This is a genomic window from Pseudoxanthomonas sp. 97-1-1, from assembly GCF_057773125.1.
Map to the genome: position 1 here is coordinate 1,235,120 of NZ_JBYMTJ010000001.1, position 24,392 is coordinate 1,259,511.

General features: G+C 67.9%; 18 protein-coding genes. 1 reads left to right on the forward strand and 17 read right to left on the reverse strand.

All coding sequences use genetic code 11. The features are described from left to right. Nucleotides 1–9: 9 nt before the first annotated feature. From AC3DET_RS05935 to AC3DET_RS05960, 6 genes are all read right to left on the reverse strand, one after another. Nucleotides 10–696: a response regulator transcription factor gene (locus AC3DET_RS05935; protein WP_142123336.1), complete on the reverse strand. Its 687-nt coding sequence runs from the start codon at nucleotides 694–696 to the stop codon at nucleotides 10–12. A 77-nt stretch (nucleotides 697–773) separates the two neighbouring features. After that, nucleotides 774–1,169 carry a PepSY domain-containing protein gene (locus tag AC3DET_RS05940; protein ID WP_337730679.1) on the reverse strand — a complete coding sequence of 132 codons (396 nt, stop codon included), beginning with the start codon at nucleotides 1,167–1,169 and terminating at the stop codon, nucleotides 774–776. A gap of 147 nt (nucleotides 1,170–1,316) precedes the next feature. Beyond that, nucleotides 1,317–2,243, reverse strand: coding sequence for an arginine deiminase-related protein (locus tag AC3DET_RS05945; RefSeq protein WP_488391002.1), 927 nt, complete (start codon nucleotides 2,241–2,243; stop codon nucleotides 1,317–1,319). 4 nt (nucleotides 2,244–2,247) lie between these two features. Further along, a complete protein-coding gene (gene dusA, locus AC3DET_RS05950) occupies nucleotides 2,248–3,246 on the reverse strand; it encodes a tRNA dihydrouridine(20/20a) synthase DusA (RefSeq protein WP_488391003.1) in 999 nt (332 codons plus the stop codon). 31 nt (nucleotides 3,247–3,277) lie between these two features. Continuing rightward, entirely contained in the window at nucleotides 3,278–3,982 is a 705-nt protein-coding gene (locus tag AC3DET_RS05955) for a response regulator (RefSeq protein WP_488391004.1), read from the reverse strand. A gap of 17 nt (nucleotides 3,983–3,999) precedes the next feature. After that, entirely contained in the window at nucleotides 4,000–6,657 is a 2,658-nt protein-coding gene (locus AC3DET_RS05960; protein WP_488391005.1) for an ATP-binding protein, read from the reverse strand. 263 nt (nucleotides 6,658–6,920) lie between these two features. Between AC3DET_RS05960 and AC3DET_RS05965 the strand changes: the two genes are divergently transcribed. Further along, entirely contained in the window at nucleotides 6,921–7,244 is a 324-nt protein-coding gene (locus tag AC3DET_RS05965) for a hypothetical protein (protein ID WP_488391006.1), read from the forward strand. Nucleotides 7,245–7,999: 755 nt separating this feature from the next. On the opposite strand, the gene kdpC is transcribed toward AC3DET_RS05965, so the two are convergent. The 11 genes from kdpC to AC3DET_RS06020 form a co-directional block, all read right to left on the reverse strand. Beyond that, entirely contained in the window at nucleotides 8,000–8,590 is a 591-nt protein-coding gene (gene kdpC, locus AC3DET_RS05970) for a potassium-transporting ATPase subunit KdpC (RefSeq protein ID WP_488391007.1), read from the reverse strand. A 9-nt stretch (nucleotides 8,591–8,599) separates the two neighbouring features. Continuing rightward, entirely contained in the window at nucleotides 8,600–10,660 is a 2,061-nt protein-coding gene (gene kdpB, locus AC3DET_RS05975) for a potassium-transporting ATPase subunit KdpB (RefSeq protein WP_488391008.1), read from the reverse strand. Between the two features lie 11 nt (nucleotides 10,661–10,671). Then, nucleotides 10,672–12,375 (reverse strand): potassium-transporting ATPase subunit KdpA, encoded by a 1,704-nt coding sequence (gene kdpA / locus AC3DET_RS05980; protein WP_488391009.1) that lies wholly within the window; start codon nucleotides 12,373–12,375, stop codon nucleotides 10,672–10,674. A gap of 120 nt (nucleotides 12,376–12,495) precedes the next feature. After that, entirely contained in the window at nucleotides 12,496–13,215 is a 720-nt protein-coding gene (locus tag AC3DET_RS05985) for a TorF family putative porin (RefSeq protein WP_446537855.1), read from the reverse strand. 124 nt (nucleotides 13,216–13,339) lie between these two features. Next, nucleotides 13,340–14,524, reverse strand: coding sequence for a CaiB/BaiF CoA transferase family protein (locus tag AC3DET_RS05990; RefSeq protein WP_337730690.1), 1,185 nt, complete (start codon nucleotides 14,522–14,524; stop codon nucleotides 13,340–13,342). A gap of 121 nt (nucleotides 14,525–14,645) precedes the next feature. Further along, complete coding sequence (locus AC3DET_RS05995; RefSeq protein WP_488391010.1) at nucleotides 14,646–16,511, reverse strand: glycoside hydrolase family 127 protein; 1,866 nt, start codon at nucleotides 16,509–16,511, stop codon at nucleotides 14,646–14,648. Continuing rightward, entirely contained in the window at nucleotides 16,508–18,700 is a 2,193-nt protein-coding gene (locus tag AC3DET_RS06000) for a formylglycine-generating enzyme family protein (protein WP_488391011.1), read from the reverse strand. The genes AC3DET_RS05995 and AC3DET_RS06000 overlap by 4 nt, the downstream gene beginning before the upstream one ends. A 12-nt stretch (nucleotides 18,701–18,712) precedes the next feature. Next, entirely contained in the window at nucleotides 18,713–19,657 is a 945-nt protein-coding gene (locus AC3DET_RS06005; RefSeq protein WP_446537858.1) for a ribokinase, read from the reverse strand. Beyond that, nucleotides 19,654–20,961, reverse strand: a complete 1,308-nt coding sequence (locus AC3DET_RS06010) for a serine hydrolase domain-containing protein (protein WP_488391012.1) — start codon at nucleotides 20,959–20,961, stop codon at nucleotides 19,654–19,656. Before AC3DET_RS06010 ends, AC3DET_RS06005 begins: the two co-directional genes overlap by 4 nt. 2 nt (nucleotides 20,962–20,963) lie before the next feature. Then, a complete protein-coding gene (locus AC3DET_RS06015) occupies nucleotides 20,964–23,207 on the reverse strand; it encodes a TonB-dependent receptor (protein WP_446537860.1) in 2,244 nt (747 codons plus the stop codon). Nucleotides 23,208–23,443: 236 nt separating this feature from the next. Further along, nucleotides 23,444–24,319, reverse strand: a complete 876-nt coding sequence (locus AC3DET_RS06020; RefSeq protein WP_192200105.1) for a LysR substrate-binding domain-containing protein — start codon at nucleotides 24,317–24,319, stop codon at nucleotides 23,444–23,446. Between the last annotated feature and the right edge of the window lie 73 nt (nucleotides 24,320–24,392).

Below are 24,392 nucleotides of genomic sequence, written 5' to 3' on the forward strand. Positions count from 1 at the left end.
CGCGGTCCATCAGCCTTCGCCGGTACGCGGGATGGCGAAGCGGTAGCCGCGGCCGCGCACGGTCTCGATCGGCTTCAGCTCGCCTTCGGGGTCCAGCTTCTTGCGCAGGCGACCGATGAAGACTTCCAGTACGTTGGAGTCACGGTCGAAATCCTGCTGGTAGATGTGCTCGGTCAGGTCGGCCTTCGAGACCAGTTCGCCCGCGTGCATCATCAGGTATTCGAGCACCTTGTACTCGTAACTGGTCAGGTCGACGTTGCTGCCATTGACGCTGACCGTCTGCGCGGCCAGGTCCAGTGCGACCGGACCACACTCCAGCGTGGGCTTGCTCCAGCCGGCCGCGCGGCGCAGCAGCGCATTGACGCGGGCCAGCAGCTCTTCCACGTGGAAAGGCTTGACCAGGTAGTCGTCGGCGCCCTGCTTCAGGCCTTCCACCTTGTCCTGCCAGCTGGAACGCGCGGTCAGGATCAGCACCGGGAATTTCTTGCCTTCGTCGCGCAGCGCCTTGATCAGTTCCATGCCGGACATCTTGGGCAGACCGAGATCGATGATGCCCACGTCGAACGGCACCTCGCGACCCATGTACAGGCCTTCCTCGCCGTCCTGGGCCGCGTCCACCGCAAAGCCTTCGCGCTTCAGGCGCGCGGCGAGGGTTTCACGCAGGGGGGCTTCGTCTTCGACCAGCAGGATACGCATGGACTCTCCTTGGGAATGCGGCGCGGCTTCAGTGACCGCGCGGGCGTGCTCGTGATGAGCCGTGATTCTACGTAAGACTACGGGCGCGGGGGGTTATCACCGCGTGGAGGCTGCGTCATCTCACGCCGGGGCCGCACCGGTGCGTCCATGCCGCGACGGGACGTGCCCGCATCATCCATCGTGCGTACCCGGCCGCGGTCGTCGACATACTTCACGCGATTGATCTCGCGTCCCTCGTACTGCATGCGCTCCACGCTCAGTACCTGTCCACCGGTTTCGTTGCGCACGCGGCGTACCGAATCGGACATCGACGAGCGGTGCCCCATGTTTTCCGCCCGCAATGCGCCGCGCTCGCGCGCTGGCGGCGGGTCGTCACGGCCGCGTTCGTCCTGCGCGCGCACCCCGTGGGTGCCCGTTAGGGCGACGAATACCGCCAGGGTGATGGCAGCCAGAGTGGGGGTACGAAAGCGCATAACGGAATCGTAACGGAACTGGGGTCGCGAAACTGAACGGAACCCGAAACCGCCTCTTTTGATTGGAAGCGAAGTCTTGGCCCGCAGCGGTGAATCCGTTCTGAATTTATCCACAGGGTCGCGCCCCGCATTCAGACAGATGAACGATCAGAAAACCTCGGCCACACAACACCTTAGCGAGCCGCCACCCGCCTCGATGGCATCCAGCCCCACGCTCCGGACCGCGAAACCCGCGCCGGTTTCGAGCTGCCTGCGGCTGGCGCCGCTGAGCGACGCGCTCGCACGCCGGCTCATCCAGACGGCGTTACCGGTCAGTGCGATCGCGTTGCCGGCGAACGCCGCCTGTTCGGCAGCGGACAGCACCACCACGTGCGGCCCGTAGATCGCCCTCAGCGCATCCACCAGGCCCGGCGCCAGCAACCGGTCGGGACAGACCACGGCGGCACGGCCGGCCAGTACCGCCAGCAGCACGTTGGTGTGGTACTCGCCAGCGGCGAGGTCGAACATCAACGTCGCGCGCAGGCCGAACGCCTCGTGCATGCGCTTCGCGCCGGTCTCGTCACAGCGCTCGGACAGCCCACAGAAGCCGATGCCGCGGGCGCGGTCGATGACCAGTGCCCCCGTGAGTTCGCAGGGATGCGGCTGGGTCGACAGATCGACTTCCGCATATCCCAGCGTGTCGCGGAAGAAACCCCGGATGTCGGGCCGTTCCGCTTCACGCTGCCGCACCGGATGGCGCATGCGGCCGATGACCAGTCGCGGCTCCCCACCCACCCGCGCGGTGGCGAACACATTGTTGGGGAACACCGCATCCGGCGTCGCCTCGCAGCCGGGGAAGCAGAACACCGGCACGTCCTCCGACAGCGCACGATGCAGCGCATGGTGTTCGCGCAGTGCGGCGCCGGCATCGAACGCCTCGGCGCCGGCCATATAGCGGTTGTCCTGCGCGGACTGTTCCGCACGCATGAATCCGTCCGGCGACACCAGGAACGCCGCGCGCGCCGTGGCCGGCCCGACATCCGGCGCCAGCGTTCGCACGTGCGCGGCAAAGGCGGCGATGTCGCGCGTGATCATGTGCTCACGCCGCCGGGCGCAGCTCGCGCGTGGTCGCCGCCATCGCCTGCTCCACCAGCGACCAGTCCGCACCCGGCCGGTGCGCGCCTTCGCTCAGGATCTGGCGGAACGCCCTTCCACCGGTCTGTGCATGGAACAGCCCCAGCACGTGTCGGGTCAGGTGCTTCAAGGCCACGCCCTTCGCCAGCTGCTGCTCCACATACGGCCGCCATGCGCGCAGCAGCTCGATGCGCGACATCGTCCCGCCGCCGTTCAGCGCCGCCTGCATCTCGTGCAGCACGTAGGGCTCGTGGTACGCCGCGCGGCCGATCATCACGCCATCGCTGTGCTGCAGGTGCTCATGCACCTGCGCCGTGGTGGTGATGCCGCCGTTGAGCGCTACCGTCAGTTCGGGGCGCTCGCGCTTGAGCCGGTACGCCCAGTCGTAGCGCAGCGGCGGGATCTCGCGGTTTTCCTTCGGCGAAAGCCCCTGCAGCCACGCCTTGCGCGCATGCACGAAGAAGACCCGGCAACCGGTGTCCGCCACCGTGTCGATGAAGGCGCGGAACAGGTCGTAGTCCTCCTGTTCGTCCACGCCAAGACGGCATTTCACCGTCACGGGAATGTCCACCGCCGCGATCATCGCCACCACGCAGTCGGCGACCAGGGTGGGCTCCTTCATCAGACACGCACCGAAGCGACCCGCCTGCACACGGTCGGACGGGCAGCCGACGTTGAGGTTCACCTCGTCATAGCCCCAGTCCTGCGCGATGCGCGCAGCCTGCGCCAGGTGCGCCGGCTCGCTGCCACCCAGCTGCACCGCCACCGGATGCTCGACGGCATCGAATCCCAACAAGCGATCGCGGTCGCCATGGATCACCGCCTGCGCGTGCACCATCTCGGTGTACAGGCGCGCCTCGGGCGCAAGCAGGCGATGGAACACGCGGCAATGCGTATCCGTCCAGTCCATCATCGGCGCGACGGACAGACGCAGGGCGGTATGCGGAATGGGGGGCGACGTCATGCCGCCATTGTAACGTGCGGTCCCGGATGGCTCAGGGCGCGGGAACGAAGCGCAACCCCACCCCCGGCTCGGTAGCGATGTAGCGCGGCGCGGTAGCGTCGTCGTGCAGCTTCTGGCGCAGCTTGCCCACCAGGATGCGCAGGTAATGGGTGTCGTGCTGGTGGGTGGGACCCCACAGGTCGCGCAGGATCTGCGGTTGCGTCACCACGCGGCCGGCATGCTGCAGCAGCAGCGCCAGCAGGGCGAACTCCTTGCGGGTCAGCACTACCGGCTGGCCATCCAGCGTCACTTCGCGGCGGACCAGGTCTATGTGCAGGTGGCCGTCGTCGAAACGCGGCAGCGCCGCCTCCGCCGCGACCACGCGTGTCCGCAGCAGGCTGCGGATGCGGGCCATCAGTTCCTGCACGCCGAACGGTTTGGTGACGTAGTCGTTCGCCCCCCCATCCAGCGCGGCGACCTTTTCGCCCTCCCCGCTGCGCACGGTCAGCATGATCACCGGCACCTGCGACCATTGCCGCAGTTCGCGCAATACCTCGTGGCCATCCAGGTCCGGCAGGCCGATGTCCAGCACCACCAGGTCCGCGCCATGCGCGGCCAGGGCGGCCAGTCCGGCATGCCCGCTCTCGGCCAGCGCCACCACGTAACCCTGCGCGCGCAGGCTGATGTCGAGGAACCGGCGGATCTGCGGCTCGTCATCGATGACCAGCACGCGTGCCGGCGGCGCGGAAACGGTCACGGGGGATTCGGTGGAGGTCACGGGTCGGCCTGCGGCGCGGGGGTCAGCAGGGGCAGGGTAATCCGCAGCGTGGTGCCGCGCCCATCCCGGCCCGGCAGCGCTTCCACGCTGCCACCATGCGCGCCGACCATGCCCTGGCAGATCGCCAGGCCCAGTCCGGTACCCTGGCGACCACGGTCGCCGCGCTCCACGCTGTAGAACATGTCGAAGATGCGCGCCCGCTCGTCTTCGGGAATACCCGGGCCGCGGTCGCGCACATCGATCCGCAGCGCGCCGTCAACCAGGCGCGCATCCACCTCCACGGCCTCGTGCGATGGCGAGAACTTCGCCGCGTTTTCCAGCACGTTGAACAGGGCCTGTTCCACCAGCGCCGGATGCACCCAGATCGGCGGCACGTCGGCCGCCACCGTGGTGACGACACGGACTTCCGGTTGATAGCGCTGCAGCCGTCCCACCGCGGAACCGATCAGTTCGTCCACGCCGATCCAGTCGCGGTTGAGGGTCAGCCCGGTGTGGCCCAGCCGGGTCATGTCCAGCAGGTTCTGGATGTAACGGTCCAGGCGCTCGCCTTCATGCTGGATGGTATCCAGCAGGCTGCGCCGATCCTCCTCGCCCATCGCACCCCAGTAGCTCGCCAGGCTGCTGGCGGAGCCGATCATCGATGCCAGCGGCGAGCGCAGGTCGTGCGACACCGAGGAAAGCAGCGCGGAGCGCAACCGCTCGGTCTCGCTGCCGACGCGCGCGCTTTCCAGGTCGGCGACCAGCCGCGTGCGCAACGCCGCCTGGCCGATGTCGTCCACCATGGCTTCGGCCAGGCGCCGCTGCTCGACGTTCAAGCGCGGCGTGTCCTGCGGGACGCGCAGGCCCACCACCCCCAACGTGCCGCGGTCGTTGCGCAGCGGCAGGAACCACCAGTGCGCACCGGCCAGCGTGTCGGTGAAGCGGCCGGTGGGCTGCCCATGCTTCTGCGCCCAGTCCGCCGCGCTGCGATCTATCTCCGCGTCCGGCGCGGCGCCTGCGTCGGTCACGGTGGTGTCAACGCGCAACCACGCCGCCACGCCCAGCGCGTCCTCCAGCGCCTTGCGCCCCGCCACCAGCACCTGCCCCAGGTCGGCAGCGCCCGCCAGGTGCCGTCCCAGTGCCTGCAGGGCGGTAGCGTGTGCATTGGCCGCGCGCAGTGCCAGCACCTGCATGCGCAGCCGCGATGCCAGCCTGCCGGCCACCAGCGCCGCGATCAGGAACAGGAACACCGTGGTCACGCCCTGGCGCGCGCCGATATGGAAGGTGAAACGGGGTTCGATGAAGAAGAAGTTGTACGCGAGGAAGCCCAGCAGCGCCGCCACCACCGCAGCCGCCATGCGCGTGCGCGAAGCCACCAGCACCACCGCCACGATGAACACCATCGACAGGTCGTCGATGCCGATCCAGCGTTCGGCCAGCCACCCCACCGCCACCGCGAGCATCGAGGCCACGACGGCGAACGCCAGGTCATGGCGCGCCAGCAGTCCGCCCGCCGGCCGGCCGCTGCGCCGTGCACGCGCACGCGCACGCGCCTCGGGGGTGTTGACGATGACGAGCTCGTAGTGGGCCGCACGTTGCAGCAGCTGTTGCGTCAGGGTGCGGTTGAACATGCGCGCCACCGGCCGCTCGCGCGTGCGTCCCAGTACCAGGGTGGAGACGCCGCTCTGCGAGGCGTGGTCCAGCAGCGTATCGGCGATGCTCGCGCCATGCAGCAGTATGGTGTCGGCTCCCAGCTTGCGGGCCAGCGCGAAGGCGTGATCGATCTCCGATTGCCTGGCTTCATCCAGCGCTTGCCGCGCCTGTACCGTCACCACGGTCCACGGCGCATCACGCCGCTCGGCCAACCGTCGCGCCACCCGCACCAGGTAGTCGGACTGGCCCATGCCGTCGATGGCCACCAGCACGCGGCGCCGCACCGGCATGCCGGGCAGGCCGCGCGCGGTCTGTTCCTCGCGCAGGTCGCTGTCCACGCGGTCGGCCGCCGTCTGCATGGCCAGTTCGCGCAGGGCGATCAGGTTGGACGGCGAGAAGAACGCCTGCAGCGCCTGCGATGCCTGTTCCGGCAGGTAGACCTTGCCCTGGTGCAGGCGTTCGATCAGCTCGCGCGGCGGCAGGTCCACCAGCACGATATCGCGCAGGCGGTCGAACACGGCATCCGGCACCGTCTCGCTGACGCGCACGCCGGTGATCCGGTGGACGACATCGTTGAGGCTTTCCAGGTGCTGGATGTTGATCGTGGTGTGCACGTCGATGCCGGCGTCCAGCAGTTCGATCACGTCCTGCCAGCGCCGTTCGTGGCGACTGCCGGGCGCATTGCGGTGGGCCAGTTCGTCCACCAGCGCGATCTGCGGACGCCGTGCCAGCAGCGCATCCAGATCCATTTCTTCCAGCCACCGGCCCTGGTAGGCCACGCGCCTGCGCGGCAGGATCTCCAGCCCCTCGGTCAGCGCGGCGGTCTCCGCGCGCCCGTGGGTCTCCACGATGCCCACCACCACGTCCCTGCCCTGCCGGCGCAGTTCGCTGGCGCGGGACAGCATGGTGTACGTCTTGCCCACACCGGGCGCCGCGCCCAGGAAGATCGTCAACCGCCCACTCTGCTCGCGTTGCAGGTGATCGATCAGGGCATCGGCCTGGCGGTGGCGGGGGTCGGTCATGGACATAGTGTGCTCTCAACTGTTGCGTGACGACGGAATCGCAGGTGGAGGAGCGACGTCCGTCGCGGCGTACGAGCCACCCGCGACATCAGGACCCTCGCGCCTTGGCCCCGGGAAATCGCCTTCAAGGAAATGTTCCTCGACCTCAAGGCAATTTTCCTTGGCAGCAAGGCTTTTCTGTTCCATGTAGACCATGCGTGCTGTGTCGTCTCGGCCATCTGCCTCGGCGTCGCACCTTTCTGGTTCGGGTACGGGATTCTTTTTTGCTTGTCAGCTCACCTGAAAGCGTTGCGCGGGAAGAATTTTTCCTCGTCTTCTCACTTGTCCGCCTCGATGCCGCGCCTTTCTGGTTCGAGAGCGAGGAAATTTTCCTCGTCGCCGAACCTTTGAGCATTGGCGCTGAGGAAATCTGCTTCGTCACCTCACCTATCTGGCTTGATGCCGCACTTTTCTGGTTCGCATGCGAAGGGTCTCCCTTTGTCGTCTCACCAGAGAAGCTCGCAAGCAGGGAGATTCTCCTCGTCGCATCACCCTTGCGCATGGCGAGCACACCCATGCCTTCTCCCCGCCTGTGGGGAGCCGCGTAGCCCGGGTAAGCGCAGCGCACCCGGGGCACCGCGACCTGTCGGCACCCCGTTCCCCGGATGCGGCCGCTGGCCTTATCCGGGCTACGCCGGCTTCGAAGGCATTGTGCAGCCGTGACACGCAGCGGCTTCGTCGCCCCTCACCCGCCTTCGGCACCCTCTCCCCGCAGGCGGGGAGAGGGGTACTGCCGTTCCACATCGCCAGGAAATACCCTTCTCCCCGTTTACGGGGAGAAGGTGCCCAGCGGGCGGATGAGGGGCGAGCGGACGCTGGGCACTGTCCGACCACGGAACATCTCCCCCGTGCGCACGTGTCGTTTCGCGACACTCGATCCGCCTTGCAATGCCAGCGACTGCGGCTCCGTCGGCCCCTCACCCGCCTTCGGCACCCTCTCCCCGCAGGCGGGGAGAGGGGTACTGTCGTTCCACATCACCAGGAAATACCCTTCTCTCCGTTTACGGGGAGAAGGTGCCCAGCGGGCGGATGAGGGGCGAGCGGAGGCTGGGCACTGTCCGGTCACGAAACATCTCCACATGCGTGCGCGTTGTTTCGCAACACTCGATCCGCCTTGCAATGCCAGCGACCGCGGCTCCGTCGGCCCCTCACCCGCCTTCGGCACCCTCTCCCCGCAGGCGGGGAGAGGGGTACTGCCGTTCCACATCACCAGGAAATACCCTTCTCCCCGTTTACGGGGAGAGGGAACGTTCGATCCACATCGCTTGCCTACCTCCATCTCTGCGCGCGGGGCGAGGAGGAGTTACTTCTCCTCATCCAGCGCCAGGTTCAGCTCCAGCACGTTGATCCGCGGCGTGCCGAGGACGCCGAACTGCGGGGCCTCGGTATGCGCGGTGACGAGGCGTTCGACTTCCGCCGCCTCGATGCCGCGCGCACGTGCAACGCGGGCGATCTGGATGCGCACCGCGGCCGGCGACAGGTGCGGGTCGATGCCGCCGCCGGACTGGGTGACGAGGTCGCTGGGCACGTCGGCTGGCGCCACGCCTTCGCGCGCGGCGACGGCAGCGCGCGCCTCGTCGATGCGCGTGCGCAGGTCCGGGTTGGTACGCGCCTGGTTGCTGCCGGCCAACGCCATCACGTCATACCCGGCCGCAGAAGGACGCGACTGGAAATAGCGGTCGTCGGCGAACGGCTGCGCGACCAGTGCCGAACCGATCACGCGAGCGTCACGTTCGACCAGACTGCCGGTGGCCTGGTGCGGGAACAGCACGCGACCCAGGCCGGTGCCCGCCAGCGAATACAACAGGCCGAAGCCGAGCAGCGAAACGGCGGCCAGCATGAGTGACGGGCGCAGCGCGCTGCGGGCAGGGGCAGGAGTGGAAGCAGCATTCATGGCAATTCCTCAGGCGCCGGTGAGGGCGGCCAGCAACAGGTCGATGAGCTTGATGGCGGCGAACGGCAGCAGCACGCCGCCGACGCCGTAGACCAGCATGTTCCGGCGCAGCAGCGCGGTGGCGCCGGCCGGGCGGAAGCGCACGCCGCGCAGCGCCAGGGGGATCAGCAGCGGAATGATGATGGCGTTGAAGATCAGCGCAGCCAGTACCGCGTTCGTTGGGCTGGACAGGTGCATCACGTCGAGCGCGCTCATCGAAGGGATGGCGGCCGCGAACAGCGCCGGCAGGATGGCAAAGTACTTCGACACATCGTTGGCCAGCGAGAACGTGGTCAGCGCGCCGCGGGTGATCAGCTGCTGCTTGCCGACTTCCACGACCTCCAGCAGCTTGGCCGGGTCGGAGTCCAGGTCGACCATGTTGCCCGCCTCCTTCGCCGCCTGCGTGCCGGAGTTCATCGCCAGGCCCACGTCGGCCTGCGCCAGCGCGGGCGCATCGTTGGTGCCGTCGCCGACCATCGCGACCAGGCGGCCGCCGGCCTGTTCCTGGCGGATGCGCGCCAGCTTGTCCTCCGGGCGCGCCTCGGCGATGTAGTCATCCACGCCGGCCTCGGCGGCGATGGCGGCGGCGGTCAGCGGGTTGTCGCCGGTGATCATCACCGTGCGGATGCCCATCGCCCGCATGTGGGCGAACTTCTCCTTGATGCCGTGCTTGACCACGTCGGAGAGTTCCACCACGCCGAGCACGTGCTGGCCATCGCTGACCACCAGCGGGGTGGCGCCATTGCGCGCGACCTGTTCGACGCGCGCGGCGAGTTCGGCCGGCGCACTGCCACCCAACGCCTGCACGTGCTGCAGGATGGCGTCGGCGGCGCCCTTGCGGATGCGGCGTGCGCGACCGGGGCCGTCACCGGCCAGGTCCACACCGGACATGCGCGTCTGCGCGGTGAAGGCGACGAACTGCGCCTGCGCCGGTTCCACCAGCGTGGCGCCCTGCTCGCGCGCCAGGCGCACGATGGATTTGCCTTCCGGCGTGGGGTCGGCGAGCGAGGACAGCATGGCGGCATCGCGCAGCTGCGCGTGATCGATGCCGGCCAGCGGGTGGAACAGCGTGGCCTGGCGATCGCCGTGGGTGATGGTGCCGGTCTTGTCGAGCAGCAGCACATCGACGTCGCCGGCTACTTCCACCGCTTTGCCGGACTTGGCCAGCACGTTGGCGGCCAGCGCGCGGTTCATGCCAGCGATGCCGATGGCCGGCAGCAGTCCGCCGATGGTGGTCGGGATGAGGCAGACCAGCAGCGCGACGAGCAGCAGCGGGTCGAGCTTCGCGCCGACGAAGCCGGCGATGAAGGGCAGCGTGACCACGACGATCAGGAAGGTCAGCGTCATCGTCACCAACAGCAGGCCGAGCGCGATCTCGTTCGGCGTCTTCTGCCGGTTGGCGCCCTCGACCAGGGCGATCATGCGGTCGAGGAAGCTGTGGCCGGGTTCGGCGGTGATCTTCACCACGATCTCGTCGGACAGCACCTTGGTGCCGCCGATCACGCCGCTGCGGTCGGTACCGGCTTCGCGCAGCACCGGTGCGGATTCGCCGGTGACGGCAGACTCGTTGATGGTGGCCAGGCCCTTGACGATCTCGCCGTCGGCGGGGATCTGCTCGCCTGCGGACACGATGACGTAGTCGCCGGGCTTCAGGTTGGCCGCCGGCATGCGCCGCTCGGTGCCGCCCAGTGGCGTGTCCACGCGGCGTGCGACGAGATCCTTGCGGGCACGCCGCAGCGAGGCAGCCTGGCCGCGACCGCGCGCTTCGGCGACGGCTTCGGCGAAGTTGGCGAACAGCACGGTGACCAGCAACAGGGCGGTCACCGCCCAGCCGATGCCGGGTGTCGCCTTGCCGGCCAGCGTGAGCACAGCCGTGAGCAGCGTACCCAGCCAGACCACGGCCATCACCGGGTTCCTGAAGGCGTGCTGTGGGGCCAGCTTGATGAAAGAAGCAACGATGGCGGTACGCACGCCTGCGCTGTCGAGCAGCGCGGTGGGACGGCGGGGGGAAGAAAGCAGGGAGTCGGTCATGGCAACAGTCCTCAGGACGCGATCAGCGCGAGGTGGTCGGCCACGGGGCCGAGCACCAGCACAGGCATGAACTGCAGCAGGGTCAGGATGACGACCACCGCGATCAGCGTCAGTGCGAAGGTGGGGGTTTCGATCTGCAGCGTGCCGGGGCCTTCGGGTGCGGCGCGCTTGCGCGCGAGCGAGGCGGCGATGGCCAGCGGAATGATCAGAGCGGGGTATCTGCCCAGTGCCAGCATCAGCGAAGCGCTGAGGTTCCACCAGTACGTGGCGTCGCCCAGGCCCTCGAAACCAGAACCATTGTTGGCGAACGCGGAGGTGTACTCGTAGAACACCTGGCTGATGCCGTGAAACGACGGATTGGAGTTGCCGGTAATCGACGGAATCGCCAGGGTGATCGCAGTGAACGTCAGCAACGCCAGCGGCTGCAGCAGCACCAGCACGGCGAGCAGCCTCACCTCGTGCGCCTCGATCTTGCGGCCGAACAGTTCCGGCGTGCGGCCTGTCATCAGCCCAGCCAGGAACACGCTGAGCAGCAGATAGACGAGGAACTGCTGCAGGCCGCAGCCGACACCCCCCCAGACCGCGTTGATCAGCATGTTGCCCGTAGCCACCAGGCCGGTCAGCGGCGCGGCGGAGTCGAGCATCATGTTGACGGAGCCGTTGTTGACGCCGGTGGTAGTGGCAGCCCACAACGCTGAGGCATCGGCACCGATGCGGACTTCCTTGCCTTCCATCAGCGCGATGTCCTGAGTGGTGGACGAATGCCCTTCAGACCAGATCGCCAGCGCCGATGTCGCCATCCACATCGTCATCATTGTGCCGACCACCAGCGCGGTGAACTTGCGCCGTCCTGTGAACGCGCTGACCATGAAAGCCACGCCGACCGGGATCAGCAGGATGGCCAGCGTCTCCAGGAAGTTGGCGAACGGGGTCGGGTTCTCCAGCGGCACGGTGCTGTTGGGGCCATACCAGCCGCCGCCGTTGCTGCCCAGTTGCTTGGCCGCAACCATCGGCGCGACCGGGCCGACCGCGATTTTCTGCTCGCCCATCTGCGCGGCGGCATCGACGGGCGTCGCCACCGGACCGCCCTGCAGCGTGGACGGCACGCCCTGCCAGGTCAGCAGCACCGACCACAGCAGGCACAGCGGCAGCATCACGCGCACGGCCGGGCGGATGACATCGGCCCAGTAATTGCCGACATCGGCGTCACCGTTGCCCTGCGCCTCCGTCGTATTTTTCCGTCGTCCACCGAAGAAACCGCGCAACGTCGCCACGACCAGCGCCAGGCCCATCATCGGCGTGACCACCTGCAACCCGACGATGCCGGTCATCTGCGCCAGGTGCGAGAGCTGCGCCTGGCCGGAGTAGTGCTGCTGGTTGGTGTTGGTGAGGAACGACACCATCGTGTGCAGCGCCAGGTCCCAGCGCATGTTCGGGGCGTCGTTGGGATTGAGCGGCAGCCAGGCCTGGGTCATGAAGACGAGCCAGGCCAGCAGGCCCAGCACCAGGTTGCTCAGCAGGAAAGCCTTCGCATAGGCCTTCCAGTCCATGCCCTGCGCCGGATCAATGCCGAGCAGCCGGTACAGCGGACGCTCGATCCAGCCGAACAGCGCATCGCCGCGCATCGGCGCACCGCGCATCACCGCGGCCAGGTACCGGCCCAGCGGCCAGCCCAGTGCGATCGCAAGCGCGAAGACAAGGAGGAATTCAGTCATGGGTATCGTCCATCGGCATGCGCGCACGCCGCGTGATCAGCAGGAACAGGAGGCCGGCGCCGGCGAGCACGCCCGCGAGCGCCAACACCAGGTGGAGGAAGTCGGTGGCCATGGCGGCGGTCAGAACGCGGCTTGCAGCGCCGCTTCGACGCGCGAGCCGGCCAGACCCGGAAACAGGTCCCTGGCGCTGCTGTCGGTGGCGTGCGCCGTCACGCGCAGTTCGAACGGCGCTTTGAATGCCCACACCGCGCCGAGCTGCGCATGCGCGTAACTGTCGTCGTAGGCGTCGTCCAGCCAGTAGTAACCGGCGGCGGCTTCCAGGCGGACCTGCTCGTTCAACGGCAACTTCGCGCCGACCTGTGCATAGATGCCGGCTTCGTCGGTGGCCAGCGCCTCTGTGGAGTAGCCCAGCTGCGCCCAGTAGTTCTGCTTCCAGGTCAGCGTGCCGATCGCCTCGGTCCAGTTGAGGTCGACGGTGGTGGACGGATAGCGGTAGTGGGTCAGGTTGACATCGAGCGCCCAGTCTTCGGCGACGTTGCCGCTCCAGCCGAGGGTGACATCGAGTTCACTGCTGGCCCGGGTCTCCGGCGCGAACTCGACGTTCGAGCCCCACACGGCGCCGTAGAGGCCGTTGTCGGCCGACGCCTTGAAGCCGGCCTGCACCGCAGGATCGCCTTGTGTCTGGGTGGTGCCGCGCCACACGTAGTCGGTGGTCAGCGCTGCCGAGCCGCCGCCGGTGGCGGCGTATGCCGGCGCGGTGATGACGAGTGCGAGGGAGAGCGCTGCGGCGGCGCGCAAGGCAGGCGTTCGCCTGCCGGTACGGGGGAGTGCGGGTGACATGTCCGGGTTCCAGGCGGAGGGTGGTCCGCCGACCCGGAAAGTCTGTTCTCCGCGCGCGTAAAGGCGCTATTTACGCTGTTCGCTGCGCCGTAAAGTCTGCGTAAACCTCTCCGGCCAACCGCGGTCAGCCCGACGCGCGCGTCCTGCCGCTGCGGCCGAGCACATGATCCGCATCCTGGTCGAAGGTGGGCGCTGCGAACGGATCGGGCCCCACGGTGCGGCCGAACGCGATCGGGCGGGTGACGCCGCGATAGCTGCCGATCACCGGATGCGCGATCTCCGCCACCATGTCCTCGGCCAGCACCTGCGGATGCTCGAACATGTCCTCCACCCGCCGCGCCGCCGCACAGGGCACTTCGTCGCCGAAGTGCGCCTCCCATTCCAGCGCATCGCGGTTGCGCAGCGCCTCGTGCAGGCGCGGCACGATGTCGGCGGCGTGCTGGGCCCGCTTGCGCACGGTGTCGTAGCGCGGATCGTCTGCCAGCGCATCCAGCCCGGTCAGCCGGCACAGCGCCTTCCAGAAGCGCTGCGTGTTCGCGGACAGGTACAGGTAGCCCTCACGCGCGGGATGGATGCCGGTGACGCCGCCCGACCGCATGTCGCGACCGATGTCCAGCGCCTCGCCTTCGGCCCAGATCATGCGCGCGGATTGCATGGTCAACGCACTGCGCAGCAGCGACACGCCGACGAACTGGCCAAGCCCGCTGCGTTCACGCTCATACAGCGCCGATGAGACGCCGGCCGCGAGCAGCGCCGCCGCGTAGTAGTCCACCACCGAGCCGTAGATGATCTCGGGGGCACCGCCGCGCTTGCCCTGCAGCGTGCACATGCCGGTCATGGTCTGCAGCACCTGGTCGTAGCCGGCCTTGTCCTTCATCGGCCCATGCTCGCCATAGCCGGTGACGGCGCAGTAGATCAGGCGCGGATTGATCACCGACAGGCTGTCGAAGTCGATGCCGAGACGCTTCGGCACGCTGGGGCGGAAGTTGTGCACCAGCACGTCGGCCTCGCGCACCAGCCGCAGCAGCGCGGCGTGGTCGGCCGGCTGCTTCAGGTCCAGCACTACGCCCTGCTTGCTGCGGTTCACCCCGAGAAACGCGCGGCTCTCCTTTTCCAGCGTGGACGGATACTGGCGAAGGTTGTCACCGTCCGGCGGCTCGACCTTGATGACGTCCGCGCCCTGGTCGGCCAGCAGCGTGCAGCCGTAGGGGCCGGCGATATAGGCGCTCAGGTCGAGCACCTTCACGCCGCTGAGCGGGCCCGCAGCGCCCTGGCGCAGGCGCGAACGGAAGGGAGACGCGTTGTCCATGGGAGAAGCCTCCTTCAGCCGCCGCCACGACGGCGATGGCAAGTCTGTGCCACGCGGCGGACCGGATACAGCCAGCCGCCGTACTTTCTTCTGCCACAAATTCTTGCGAGCGCCGATGCCTTCATGCCGGCGGCAACGACAGCCAGGTGAGGCGCCAGGCGCCATCCACGCGGCCACCCGCGCGGTAGTACGGCCAGAACAGCAGGGGCGCGCGATAGCCCAGTTGCATGGCGATGCCCGCGCCTTCTTCGCCGTCGCTGACGGGCAGCACCTGCAGCCAATCGTCCTGCGGGCCATCCGGCAGCCGGATGGTCTCTTCGGTCTTGAAGCCATCGATCAGTTCGGTGGCGTAGACCAGGGGGCCGCGGGTCAGGCCGACGTAGCGCAGGTCCAGCACCTGCTGCCTGACGTCGCCACCGTCGGGCGCGCGCGACTCCTGCACATTGCGCAGCGCGTGGTGGTGCAGGACGGGCCGTAGCGGGAACACGATGGTCAGCAGATCGCCCGCGCTCCAGCGTCGCGTCACGCGGGCGAAGGTGCCGGGCACCACGTCCGCGTCCACCGCCTCGCCATTCACGCTGACGGTGGCACCGTGCGCCCATGAGGGCACGCGCAGGCGTACTTCGAAGCTGGCGTCGTGCTCCGGCTCGACCTGCAGCGACACGGTACCGTCGAACGGGTACGTGGTGTGCTGGCGCAACCGCAATGCGCCCGCGCGGGGATGCACCAGGCGTGCTTCCCCGAGTCCGTACACATTGATGGCCACGGCGTTGCCAGCCTGCGTGTACGCGATGGAGGGCAGCTCCTCCAGCGCCATCGCGCCGCTGGACTTGCAGCAGCGCCAATACGTGGTGTGCACGCGACGGCCATTCGGGAACGAGTAGTAGCACCAGTCCTCGCCATTGGGCGCGTGGGCACCGAGCAGATCGTTGTAGGCCGTACGCTCGATTTCCTCTGCGTAGCGCGCTTCGCCGGTCAAGCGCAGCAGCTCGCGGTTGAGCTGGATCCAGGCCAGCAGCGAACAGGTTTCCACGTACGCGTTGGGGCTGAAGCTGCCGGGCGCATTGAACACTTCGCGCGAGCGATGCGCCACGCCCCCCCACGGGCCACCGCCGAGGGTGAGATGGCGCTCGCGGATGCTCTGCCACACGCGATCCACGGCCTCGCGATAGCGCGCCTCACCGGTGGCGCGCGCCAGCTTGGCCAGTCCGACCAGGTTCCAGGCCAGCTGATAGGCCTTGCCGGTGGCGATCTCCGCCGCATCCGCACCGGCCAGCGCGCGCGTCAGCAGCGCCAGCGGTGCGTGGGCGTCGGCCTGCGCCAGCACGTGTTCGGCCAGCTGCAGGTAGCGCGCTTCGCCCGTGGCGAAGTACAGCTCCATCGCCGGATCCATCAACACGGTCGCCGACATGCCGTGATGGTTGCCCAGCGTGGTGATGTCGATGCCGCCTTCCGTCAGCACCTGCCAGCACAGGTCGCCGATCCGGCGTGCGGCCTCCAGGTAGGCCGCGTCCGGGAAGTGGCGATGCACTTCCAGCAGGCCGAGGATCAGGTAGCTGTGCGTCCAGATGTCCCAGGTGCGCAGCGCGGGCGCGCCATCCCACGTCAGCGGCTTCGGGGGCTGCGGGTGCATGAAACGGCGCGCAGGCGCGTAGTTGCCCAGATAGCCGTCGGGCTGCTGCCGCGAGACCAGGTAATCGGCGACACGGCGCACGTTCGCCTGCAGGCCGGCATCACCGTCGCGCGCGGCGGCGCGCGCAGCGGCGACCAGCCATTTGCCGGCGTGTTCGCCGTACCAGTCGCCCTCTTCGTTGTGGTCGACATGCTGCGGCGCGAACAGGGCGATCGCGGGACTGTGCTCATCCACGATGAAATGGTGGAGGCGCCCGGCGCGGTTCGCGTCCAGCGCCGCGCCAAGCACGCCGCCCAGCGTGACCTGCGCGGGTGACGGCAGCTGCAGCCCCTCGTCGGGCATTGTCGCGGTCATCCTGCGTCCACCACGCAACGGAAGCCGATGCGGCCGGAGCGGTCCTTGCCCGGTGCCATCAGCAGGAGCTTTCCGTGCTGGTCCAGCCGCTTGGCCTGCGGGAAGTACCAGTGCGACGTGCGCGGCTCGTAGTCGCTGCCACCGCGCACGATGGCCGCGCGGGTGTGCTCGTCGTGGAACTCGTCCGTCCATTGCCAGACGTGCCCCACCAGGTCCTGCACACCGAACGGGCTGGCCCCGGCGGGGTACCTGCCTACATCGGCCGGCGGCGGCAACGTGCGGCCGCGGAACACCGGCGGCGCCTTGTCGTCGCGCCACGTATCGCCCCATGGATACAGCCGACCATCCGTGCCCTGCGCGGCGTACTGCCATTCCCACCCATGCGGCAGACGCTTGCCCGCCCAGGCGGCATAGGCGCGCGCATCCTCCAGCGACACCCAGGTGACAGGCTTGTTCTCCCACCCGGGCTGCGGCGCACCCTCGCGCCAGTCGCGCAGGAAGTGCTGCGCGTCCTGCGGCGCGTAGCCGGTCGCGTCCATGAAGGCTTTGTACTGCGCGTTGGTCACCGGGTGGCGGTCGATGTGGAAAGCCTTCATCTGCATGCGGCGGCGGTGGTGCCTGCGCGCGGTCGGCTCCCACGGAAACTGCACGTCCACGCCTTCCCACACCTGCCCCTCGATCTCGATACCCTGCACGGCGAACAGGAACTCGCCGGACGGGATCGTCACCATGCCGTCCGGCGCCGCGGCCTGCGGTGCGGTCGGCGCGGTCGGCTGCAGCACCTGCGGCAACGCGGTCCAGTGCGCGGACAGCGATGCCAGCGGCGTAGCGGCGCGTTCGGCCATCCGGGCCAGGAACGTGCCGAGGCCTTCTTCCTGCACGCCATCGCGCAGCGCCAGCAGCGCGCCGAAACCCCGGCCTTCCAGCGTCGTCTCCAGGATCGCCTGGCCGTCGATGATGCGCGGCGACAGCGCGGTACCGTTCCACAGGTCGAAATAACGCGTGCCGTCCGCATGCGGCACGGCGAGCTGTTCACCTTCAATCGGATATTCGTGGCGGTTGACCAGCGTCCACAACGTGCGGCCCTCGCCCGGGAAGCGGCTGGCGAAGATGCCGGCCTGCAGCGTGCGCTCGTACGGGCGCCAGTCCAGGCTGACCAGCAGCGGCGCGAAGCGGCGGTAGAGGGTGGCGATGCGGCGCAGCGATTCGGCATCGCGCGGGGTCAGCTGGTTCCACAGGCCCCAGACATTTTCCCACGCGTTGTAGCCCACGCCATTGAAGAAGATGTACTGCAGGTCGTGGTTGCGGTCGCGGCCCCAGCGGTTCTCGTAGTTGATCATGTGGCGCGGTTCCAGCCACTTGAACTTCGCCACCGGCGGCACGACTTCGTTCGGCGCCTTCTTGCCCCAGCTCTGCACGTTCCAGATCAGGTGCTCCTCGGCGCTGATCGTGGATTCCGGCTGCACCACCACCGGATGGCCCAGCGCATCGCAGGCGTCGAAGAACGCACGCGGCACGCCGTTGTAGGTGTCGCCGTTGATGCCGTCCGCACCCACCGCCTTGACGATCTTCGCGATGGCCTGCCAGTCCGGCTCGCCTTCGTCGCGGGTGCCGTTGTCCCACGGCATCGTGGTGAGGAAGACGCGCACGCCGCGGCGATGGAAGTCGTCGACGGCACCGCGCAGGGCGTCCAGTCCGCCCGGCAGGCTGCGCGCCAGGTCGAACTGGTTGCGATCATCCACGCCGATGTTGGGATACACGCACCACAGCAGCACGCTGTCGAGGCCGCCGAAGCGCGCTTCCAGGTCATCGAGGTAGCGATCGACCGTATATCGGCCGGCGACGGGATCGTAGAGGTACCGGTCCTCGACCATCACCTGCGCATGCACGAAGTTGCGCTGCGCCCATTGCAGTTCCGGCCGGCGGTAGTTGGCGTCGTCGTAGCCGATGCGGGTCAGGTGCTCGCGACGCCAGTCCTTCAGTTCCGCGACCCAGTCGTCGGCCGAGGCGTTGGCATCGATCTTCCACTGGCCGATGTCGGCGAACGGCCAGCCCGGCGCCTTGCCCGGCGTGGGCAGGTAGCGCTGGGTGGTGACGTGGGAGAACTTGTATTCGGTCTTCACCGGCGATGGCAGCGCGTCGGTGGCGTCCGGTGTGTCGGAAGGATCGGGGGGCGTGGGGGAATTCATGGGATGGGTCTTTCAATCGGAACCGGTGATACCGCAGTACGCGGCGAGGGCAGCCTTGTGGTCGGGCGCTTCGACCTGCGCGGCCAGCCATGCATCGACCTCGTCGCGCGCCGGGATGCTGGCCTGTGCACCCAGGCGCGTGCATGCCAGGGCCGATGCCGCACTGGCGAAGCGTAACGCGTCCGCAAGCGGTGCATGCTGCGCCAGCCGGGCGGCGAGCGCACCGCAGAACGTATCGCCCGCAGCCGTGGTATCCACGGCATCGATGCGGAACGCCGGCTGCAGGAACAGTTCGCCCCCGCGCCTGGCGACACAGCCGCGGGCGCCCAGTGTGGCGACCACGCACGGCACCGGGAGGCGCGACATCTGCGCGACCAGCGTGCCGGGACCGGCGAGCGCGGCAAGTTCGCCTTCGTTGACCACCAGCAGGTCGACGTCCTGCAGCAACAAGGGCGGAAGCGCGGTGGCGGGCGCGGCGTTCAGCAGCACGTGCACGCCGGCGGCGTGTGCCACGTGTGCGAAGCTCGCCACGGCATCCAGTGGCGTTTCAAGTTGGAGCAGCAGGTGGGTGACACCGAATAGGGAAGGCAGGTGGTGCGGGCGCAGGGCAGCATTTGCGCCCGGCGCCACGGTGATCGCATTTTCCGCGTCGTCGGACAGGCAGATGAAGGCGGTACCGCTGGCGACATCGGGCGCGCGGACGATGTGCGTCGCCACGCCGGCATCTACCAGTGCGGCTTCCAGCACCGTGGCGTAGGGATCATCGCCGAGTGCCAGCAGCATGCGCGTCGCCACGCCACCCGCGCGCGCGCAGGCCACGGCCTGATTGGCGCCCTTGCCGCCGGGGAAGGTGGCGAAGTCGCGACCGAGCACGGTTTCGCCCGGCGCGGGCACATGCGGCGCGCGGACAACGAAATCCAGGTTGGCCGAACCGGCCACCAGTACCGGCGCCTTCATGGCGACACCGTTGAATAGACCTGCCGGTAGAACGGCGCCGCGATCTTCGGCAGCGCAGGGGCGCCGTCCGTCGGCAGGTGCTGCGACATGAGCACGATCACCAGCCTGCGGCCACGGTCGATGGTGAACCACGTGGACGCAGCGCCGGACCAGCCGAACTGCCCCTGCGAGCCAGGTCGCGTGGTCTTCGCGGTATCGGTGACCACGTAGCCGCCCAGGCCAAAACCTTCGCCCGCCTCCGGGTAGGCGACCGGCGGATCGAAACGCACGAGCTGGTCCTGCATCATCTGGTCGACGGTCGATGGCTGGAGCAGGCGGATGCCATCCAGTTCCCCGCCGTTGGCGAGCATGCGCGCAAAACGCAGGTAATCGGCAGCCGTCGAGTACAGTCCGCCCGCGCCGCTGCGGTAGGCACGCAGCGGAATGCCCGGCTCACGCGCGGAAGGCGTATCCGCCGGCACGCGATGGCCCTCGGCGTTGCGCGTGGTCAGCGCCATGATCCGCCCGCGCTGCGATGCCGGCACCTGGAAGCCGGTGTCGCGCATGCCGAGGGGCGCGAAGATCCGCGACTGCAGGAACACATCGAACGGCGTCCCACCGGCCACCTCGACGACCCGCGCCAGTACCTCGCTGTTGACGCCGTCGTACCGGAACCGGGTACCGGGTTCATCGGCCAACGGCGCGCGTGCGACACGGCGTGCGTAGTCCGCCAGATCTTCCGCGTCTTCCGGCGCCTGCTGCTGAAACAATGCCGACGCCACCCGGATATCGTCGCCGCCAGTGGCAAAGCCCGCCGTGTGGGTCAACAGATGGCGCACGGTCAGGGGACGATGCACCGCCATGAGCTGCGGCTCCGCCTCGTCGCCGCCAGCCACGCGCTGCAACCCCGTGAACCCGGGCAGATAGCGCGCGACCGGATCATCCAGCCGCAACCTGCCCTCCTCCACCAGCATCAACGCCGCCACCGAGGTGATCGGCTTGGTCATGGAATAGATGCGGAAGATCGCATCTTCGCGCAGGGGCGTGCCTTGCAGGTCGGCCTCGCCCATGGCCCGGTGATAGACCTGCGCATCCTTCTGCCAGACGTCGGCCACCACGCCCAGGTATCCCGCTTCGTCCGTCGTCCGCTGGAGGTATTCGTCCAGGCGATCGAGGGATGCCGCCGGCTGCGCCGCGGCGAACCACGGCAGCGTGAGCAGCACAAGACCCCACCACGACGGTCGCCGACGGCCACCTGCGTGTGCAGGTGGCGCGGAGGCGACACGGTTGGCCAGCATCTGCCGTGGGGACAGCGAAGGATCCAAGATCAGAACGTGATGGTGTGGGTGATGGACACCATCCTGCCACGGCCCGCCCAGTAGTTCTGGAAGCCCTCCAGCTGCGACCAGCTGAGGATGTACTGCTTGTCGGTCAGGTTTTCGATGCCGAGCGAGAACTTGCCGAAGCGTTCGGTCTCGTAGTTCACACCCAGGTCGAACAGAGTGTAGCCGTAGGTGTTCTCTTCATACTCGAATTCCCGCCCGTCGAAATCCCGAACGTCGCTTCCCGAAAGATGACGGTCCGCCAGTCGCGTCGCGCCCAGCGTCACGTTGCCGTTGGGCAGGAAATTCCATGTCACCGACGCCGAGATCTTGTCCGGATTGATGTCCAGCACGCCCATCGGCTTGTTCAACCCGCCGGCACCGTAGTCGCCGTTTGGCGCTGCGGCCCAGAACGCGGTCTTGCCGCGGATCCGCGAGTACAACGCACTGACCTTCCATTGCTCGTTGAAACGCCAGTCGCCACTTACCTCGATGCCTTTGATGCGGGTGGGGGCACGGGTGAGGATGAAATCGTTGTTGTTGGGATCGATGGCGAGCGATGTGCCGAACGGCGTCTCCGAGTCATAGTGCGACGCGCTGAACGAGCCGTGCTGCCCGCGCCAGTTGACGCCGAACTCCGTGTTTTCCACCACGATGGCCGCGATGTCCGCGATACGGTCAACCGACTGTCCCGGCACGCTGATGTTGCGCAGCGGAATGCCGATGTTCGGCAGGCCAAACCCCTCGCCATACGAGCCGAACACCGACCACTCGTCGGTGATGCGCCAGATCGCGCCGTAGTTGACCAGGTTCTCCTTGTACTGCACGCCGCCGCCCTGCACGTCCACGCTGTTGCGGTAGGCGGTGGTGGTGTAGCTGTCCACGTGCAGGTCGCCATCTTCGCGACGGTAGCCGCCACTCAACGTCACCGGCCCGATGTCCCAGGTCAACTGTGCGTACGGCGCCTTGCTTTCGTATTCCATCGGCGGCACCCACAGGCGGTTGGTCAGCGCAAGGCGCTGCTCCGCGGTGTCCTTCACCAGGTCGATGCCGGTCCGCAGTTCCAGCCCGGATACGTTGAACAGTTCCGGACGCGTCCAGCCGATGCGGAAACCCTTCTTCTCGGTGACGATCTCGGACTGGTCGAAGATGCGGTCGGCTTCGTCGAAGTCGTCGTCCACCTTCACGAGCTGCTTGTCGTCGCCGTTCTCGGGCAGGTAGCGCATCGCCTGGTCGGCGTAGTAGGCATCCACGCCCAGCGTGCCGCCGAGGAAGTTGCCGTGCGTGTACTTCAATGCGTACTGCTTGAAGTCGTTGAACTCGGCCTTCTGGCCGAAGATCTGTCCGCGTTCGGACGTATTGGTGACCGGCACCGGGCAGTCTTCGTCAACATAGCGGCAACCCTCAACCTGGACGTAGTTGCCCTTGCCCTCGATCTTGAAGTGGCTCAGGGTCGCCTGCAGGCGCTGCTCGCCGCTTTCGCCGAAGTTGATGCCTCCCTTCAGGAACAGGTTCTTTGCCTCGGAATCGGACACCGAACCGCTGGTGTTCATGCCGATGCGGCGACCATTGCCGTCGTACGAAATGCCGCGGTCGATGACCGATGCGCCGCCCAGGAAATCCACGTTGTCCTGCTTGTAGGCGTGGTTGACGCCCAGCTTCCAGCCTGCGCTGTCGTCGCCGAACTGGCTGGAATATCGCGACACCACCGTGGTCTCGTGGCCTTCCTTCTCCGGCACCTTGGAGAGGTAGTTGATGATGCCGCCAGCGGCGCCGATGCCTTCGGACGCCGACGGCCCGTTGATGACCTCGATGCGGCCGACCATGCCCATGTCGGTGAACGTCGCGTTGCGTCCACCCTCGCGCAGCGGCGAACCCTGCGGCACGCCATCGAACAGGCGCAGCGCGATGCGGCCACGCAGCGTCTCGCCGGTATTGCTCATCGCCTGCGACGATTCCGCGTATCCGGGAACCGTGCGCGCGAGCACGGCGGTGGCATCCTCGGTCACCAGCAGGGTGTGCTGGATCTCTTCACGCGATACCAGGGTGATGGCGCCCGGAATCTTGTCCACGGCCTTCGGTGTACGCACACCCGTCACGATCACCTGGTCCAGGTCGACGGCATCCTTCGCCCGTTCTTCTTCGGCTGCCGCGTCCTGCGGCAGCGGGGTGTTCTGTTGGGCCTGGACGCTGGCGCTGACGGCGGCAGCCAGCAGGAAAACGCCGAACGCGGCGGGTACCTGTTTCATGGTCAGTTCTCGGAATGCTTCGGTGGACGGCACGGCGGCACAGCAGGCGACCGTTCCGTGACAGGGATGTGCGTGCAAGAAAGGCCGCAAGGGACGGCCGGCGTGCCCAGCGTTCCTCCCAGACGCTTGAACCCGACGATGCTCAAAGCCTAGGTGGACGGCCGTCACGGAAGAATCGTCCGCGGATATGTTCACAGGCTAGTTTTTGTAGCGTGCACTGCAACATCGCACGGCGATCAGGCCTGCCCGGTGGCGACGCGGCTCTCCTGCAGCAGCACGGTGACCAGGCGGATACGCACCGTGGAACGCGACCACACCATGCCGATCCGTCGGGGTTCGCTCGCCAGCGGCAGGGGGATGCGAAGCAGGTCCAGGCCCTCCGGCCACGGACGTGCCCAGTCCGGCACCAGCGACACGCCCAGGCCGCGGTCCACCATCACGGCGATGGCATTCAGGCCGTTCAGTTCGAAGCGCTCGCGCGGCACGATGCCTGCGCGGCGCAGGTAGTCGTCGGCAACCCGCCCACCCCACTGGTTGCGGTCGTAGCGGATCAACGGTTCCTCGCGCAGCAGGTCGTGCGGATCCCGGCCGGCCATGCGCGCAGGCGCGATCATCACCAGCGGCTCTTCGCGCAACAGCTGCCAATCACAGGTCTTGGGCAGGTTGTACGGCGCCTGCAGCACCAGCGCCGCATCGAGTTCGCCGGTTTCCACCGCGCGGTACAGCTCGGCCGAATAGCCGGGGCGGATGTAGACGTTGATCTGCGGGAACTTGTCGACCATCCGCGCCAGGATGTCCGGCAACATCCCCGCGAGCGCGGTGGGGCACGCGCCCAGGCGCAATTCGCCGGAGACTTCGCTGTCGTTGGCGACGCTGCGCATGTCGGCCACGTCACGCAGCAGGTCGCGCGCCCGCTGCAGGATGCGCGAACCCTCTTCGGTCAGGCTGACGGTACGGCCGGCACGCGCGATGAGCGGCGCGCCGAGTTCGCGTTCGAGGGTGCGGATCTGCTGCGCCACGGCCGCCGGCGTGATGTTGAGCACGCGTGCCGCCGCGGCCATCGAGCCGCGGTCGGCCACCACCACGAACGTATTCAGGAACTGGGTGTCCACGCGCCTCCCCTTGTCGCCCTCAGGCTACACGAGGGCAGACCGCACGACGATGGGACATATGGCCCATGCGCCA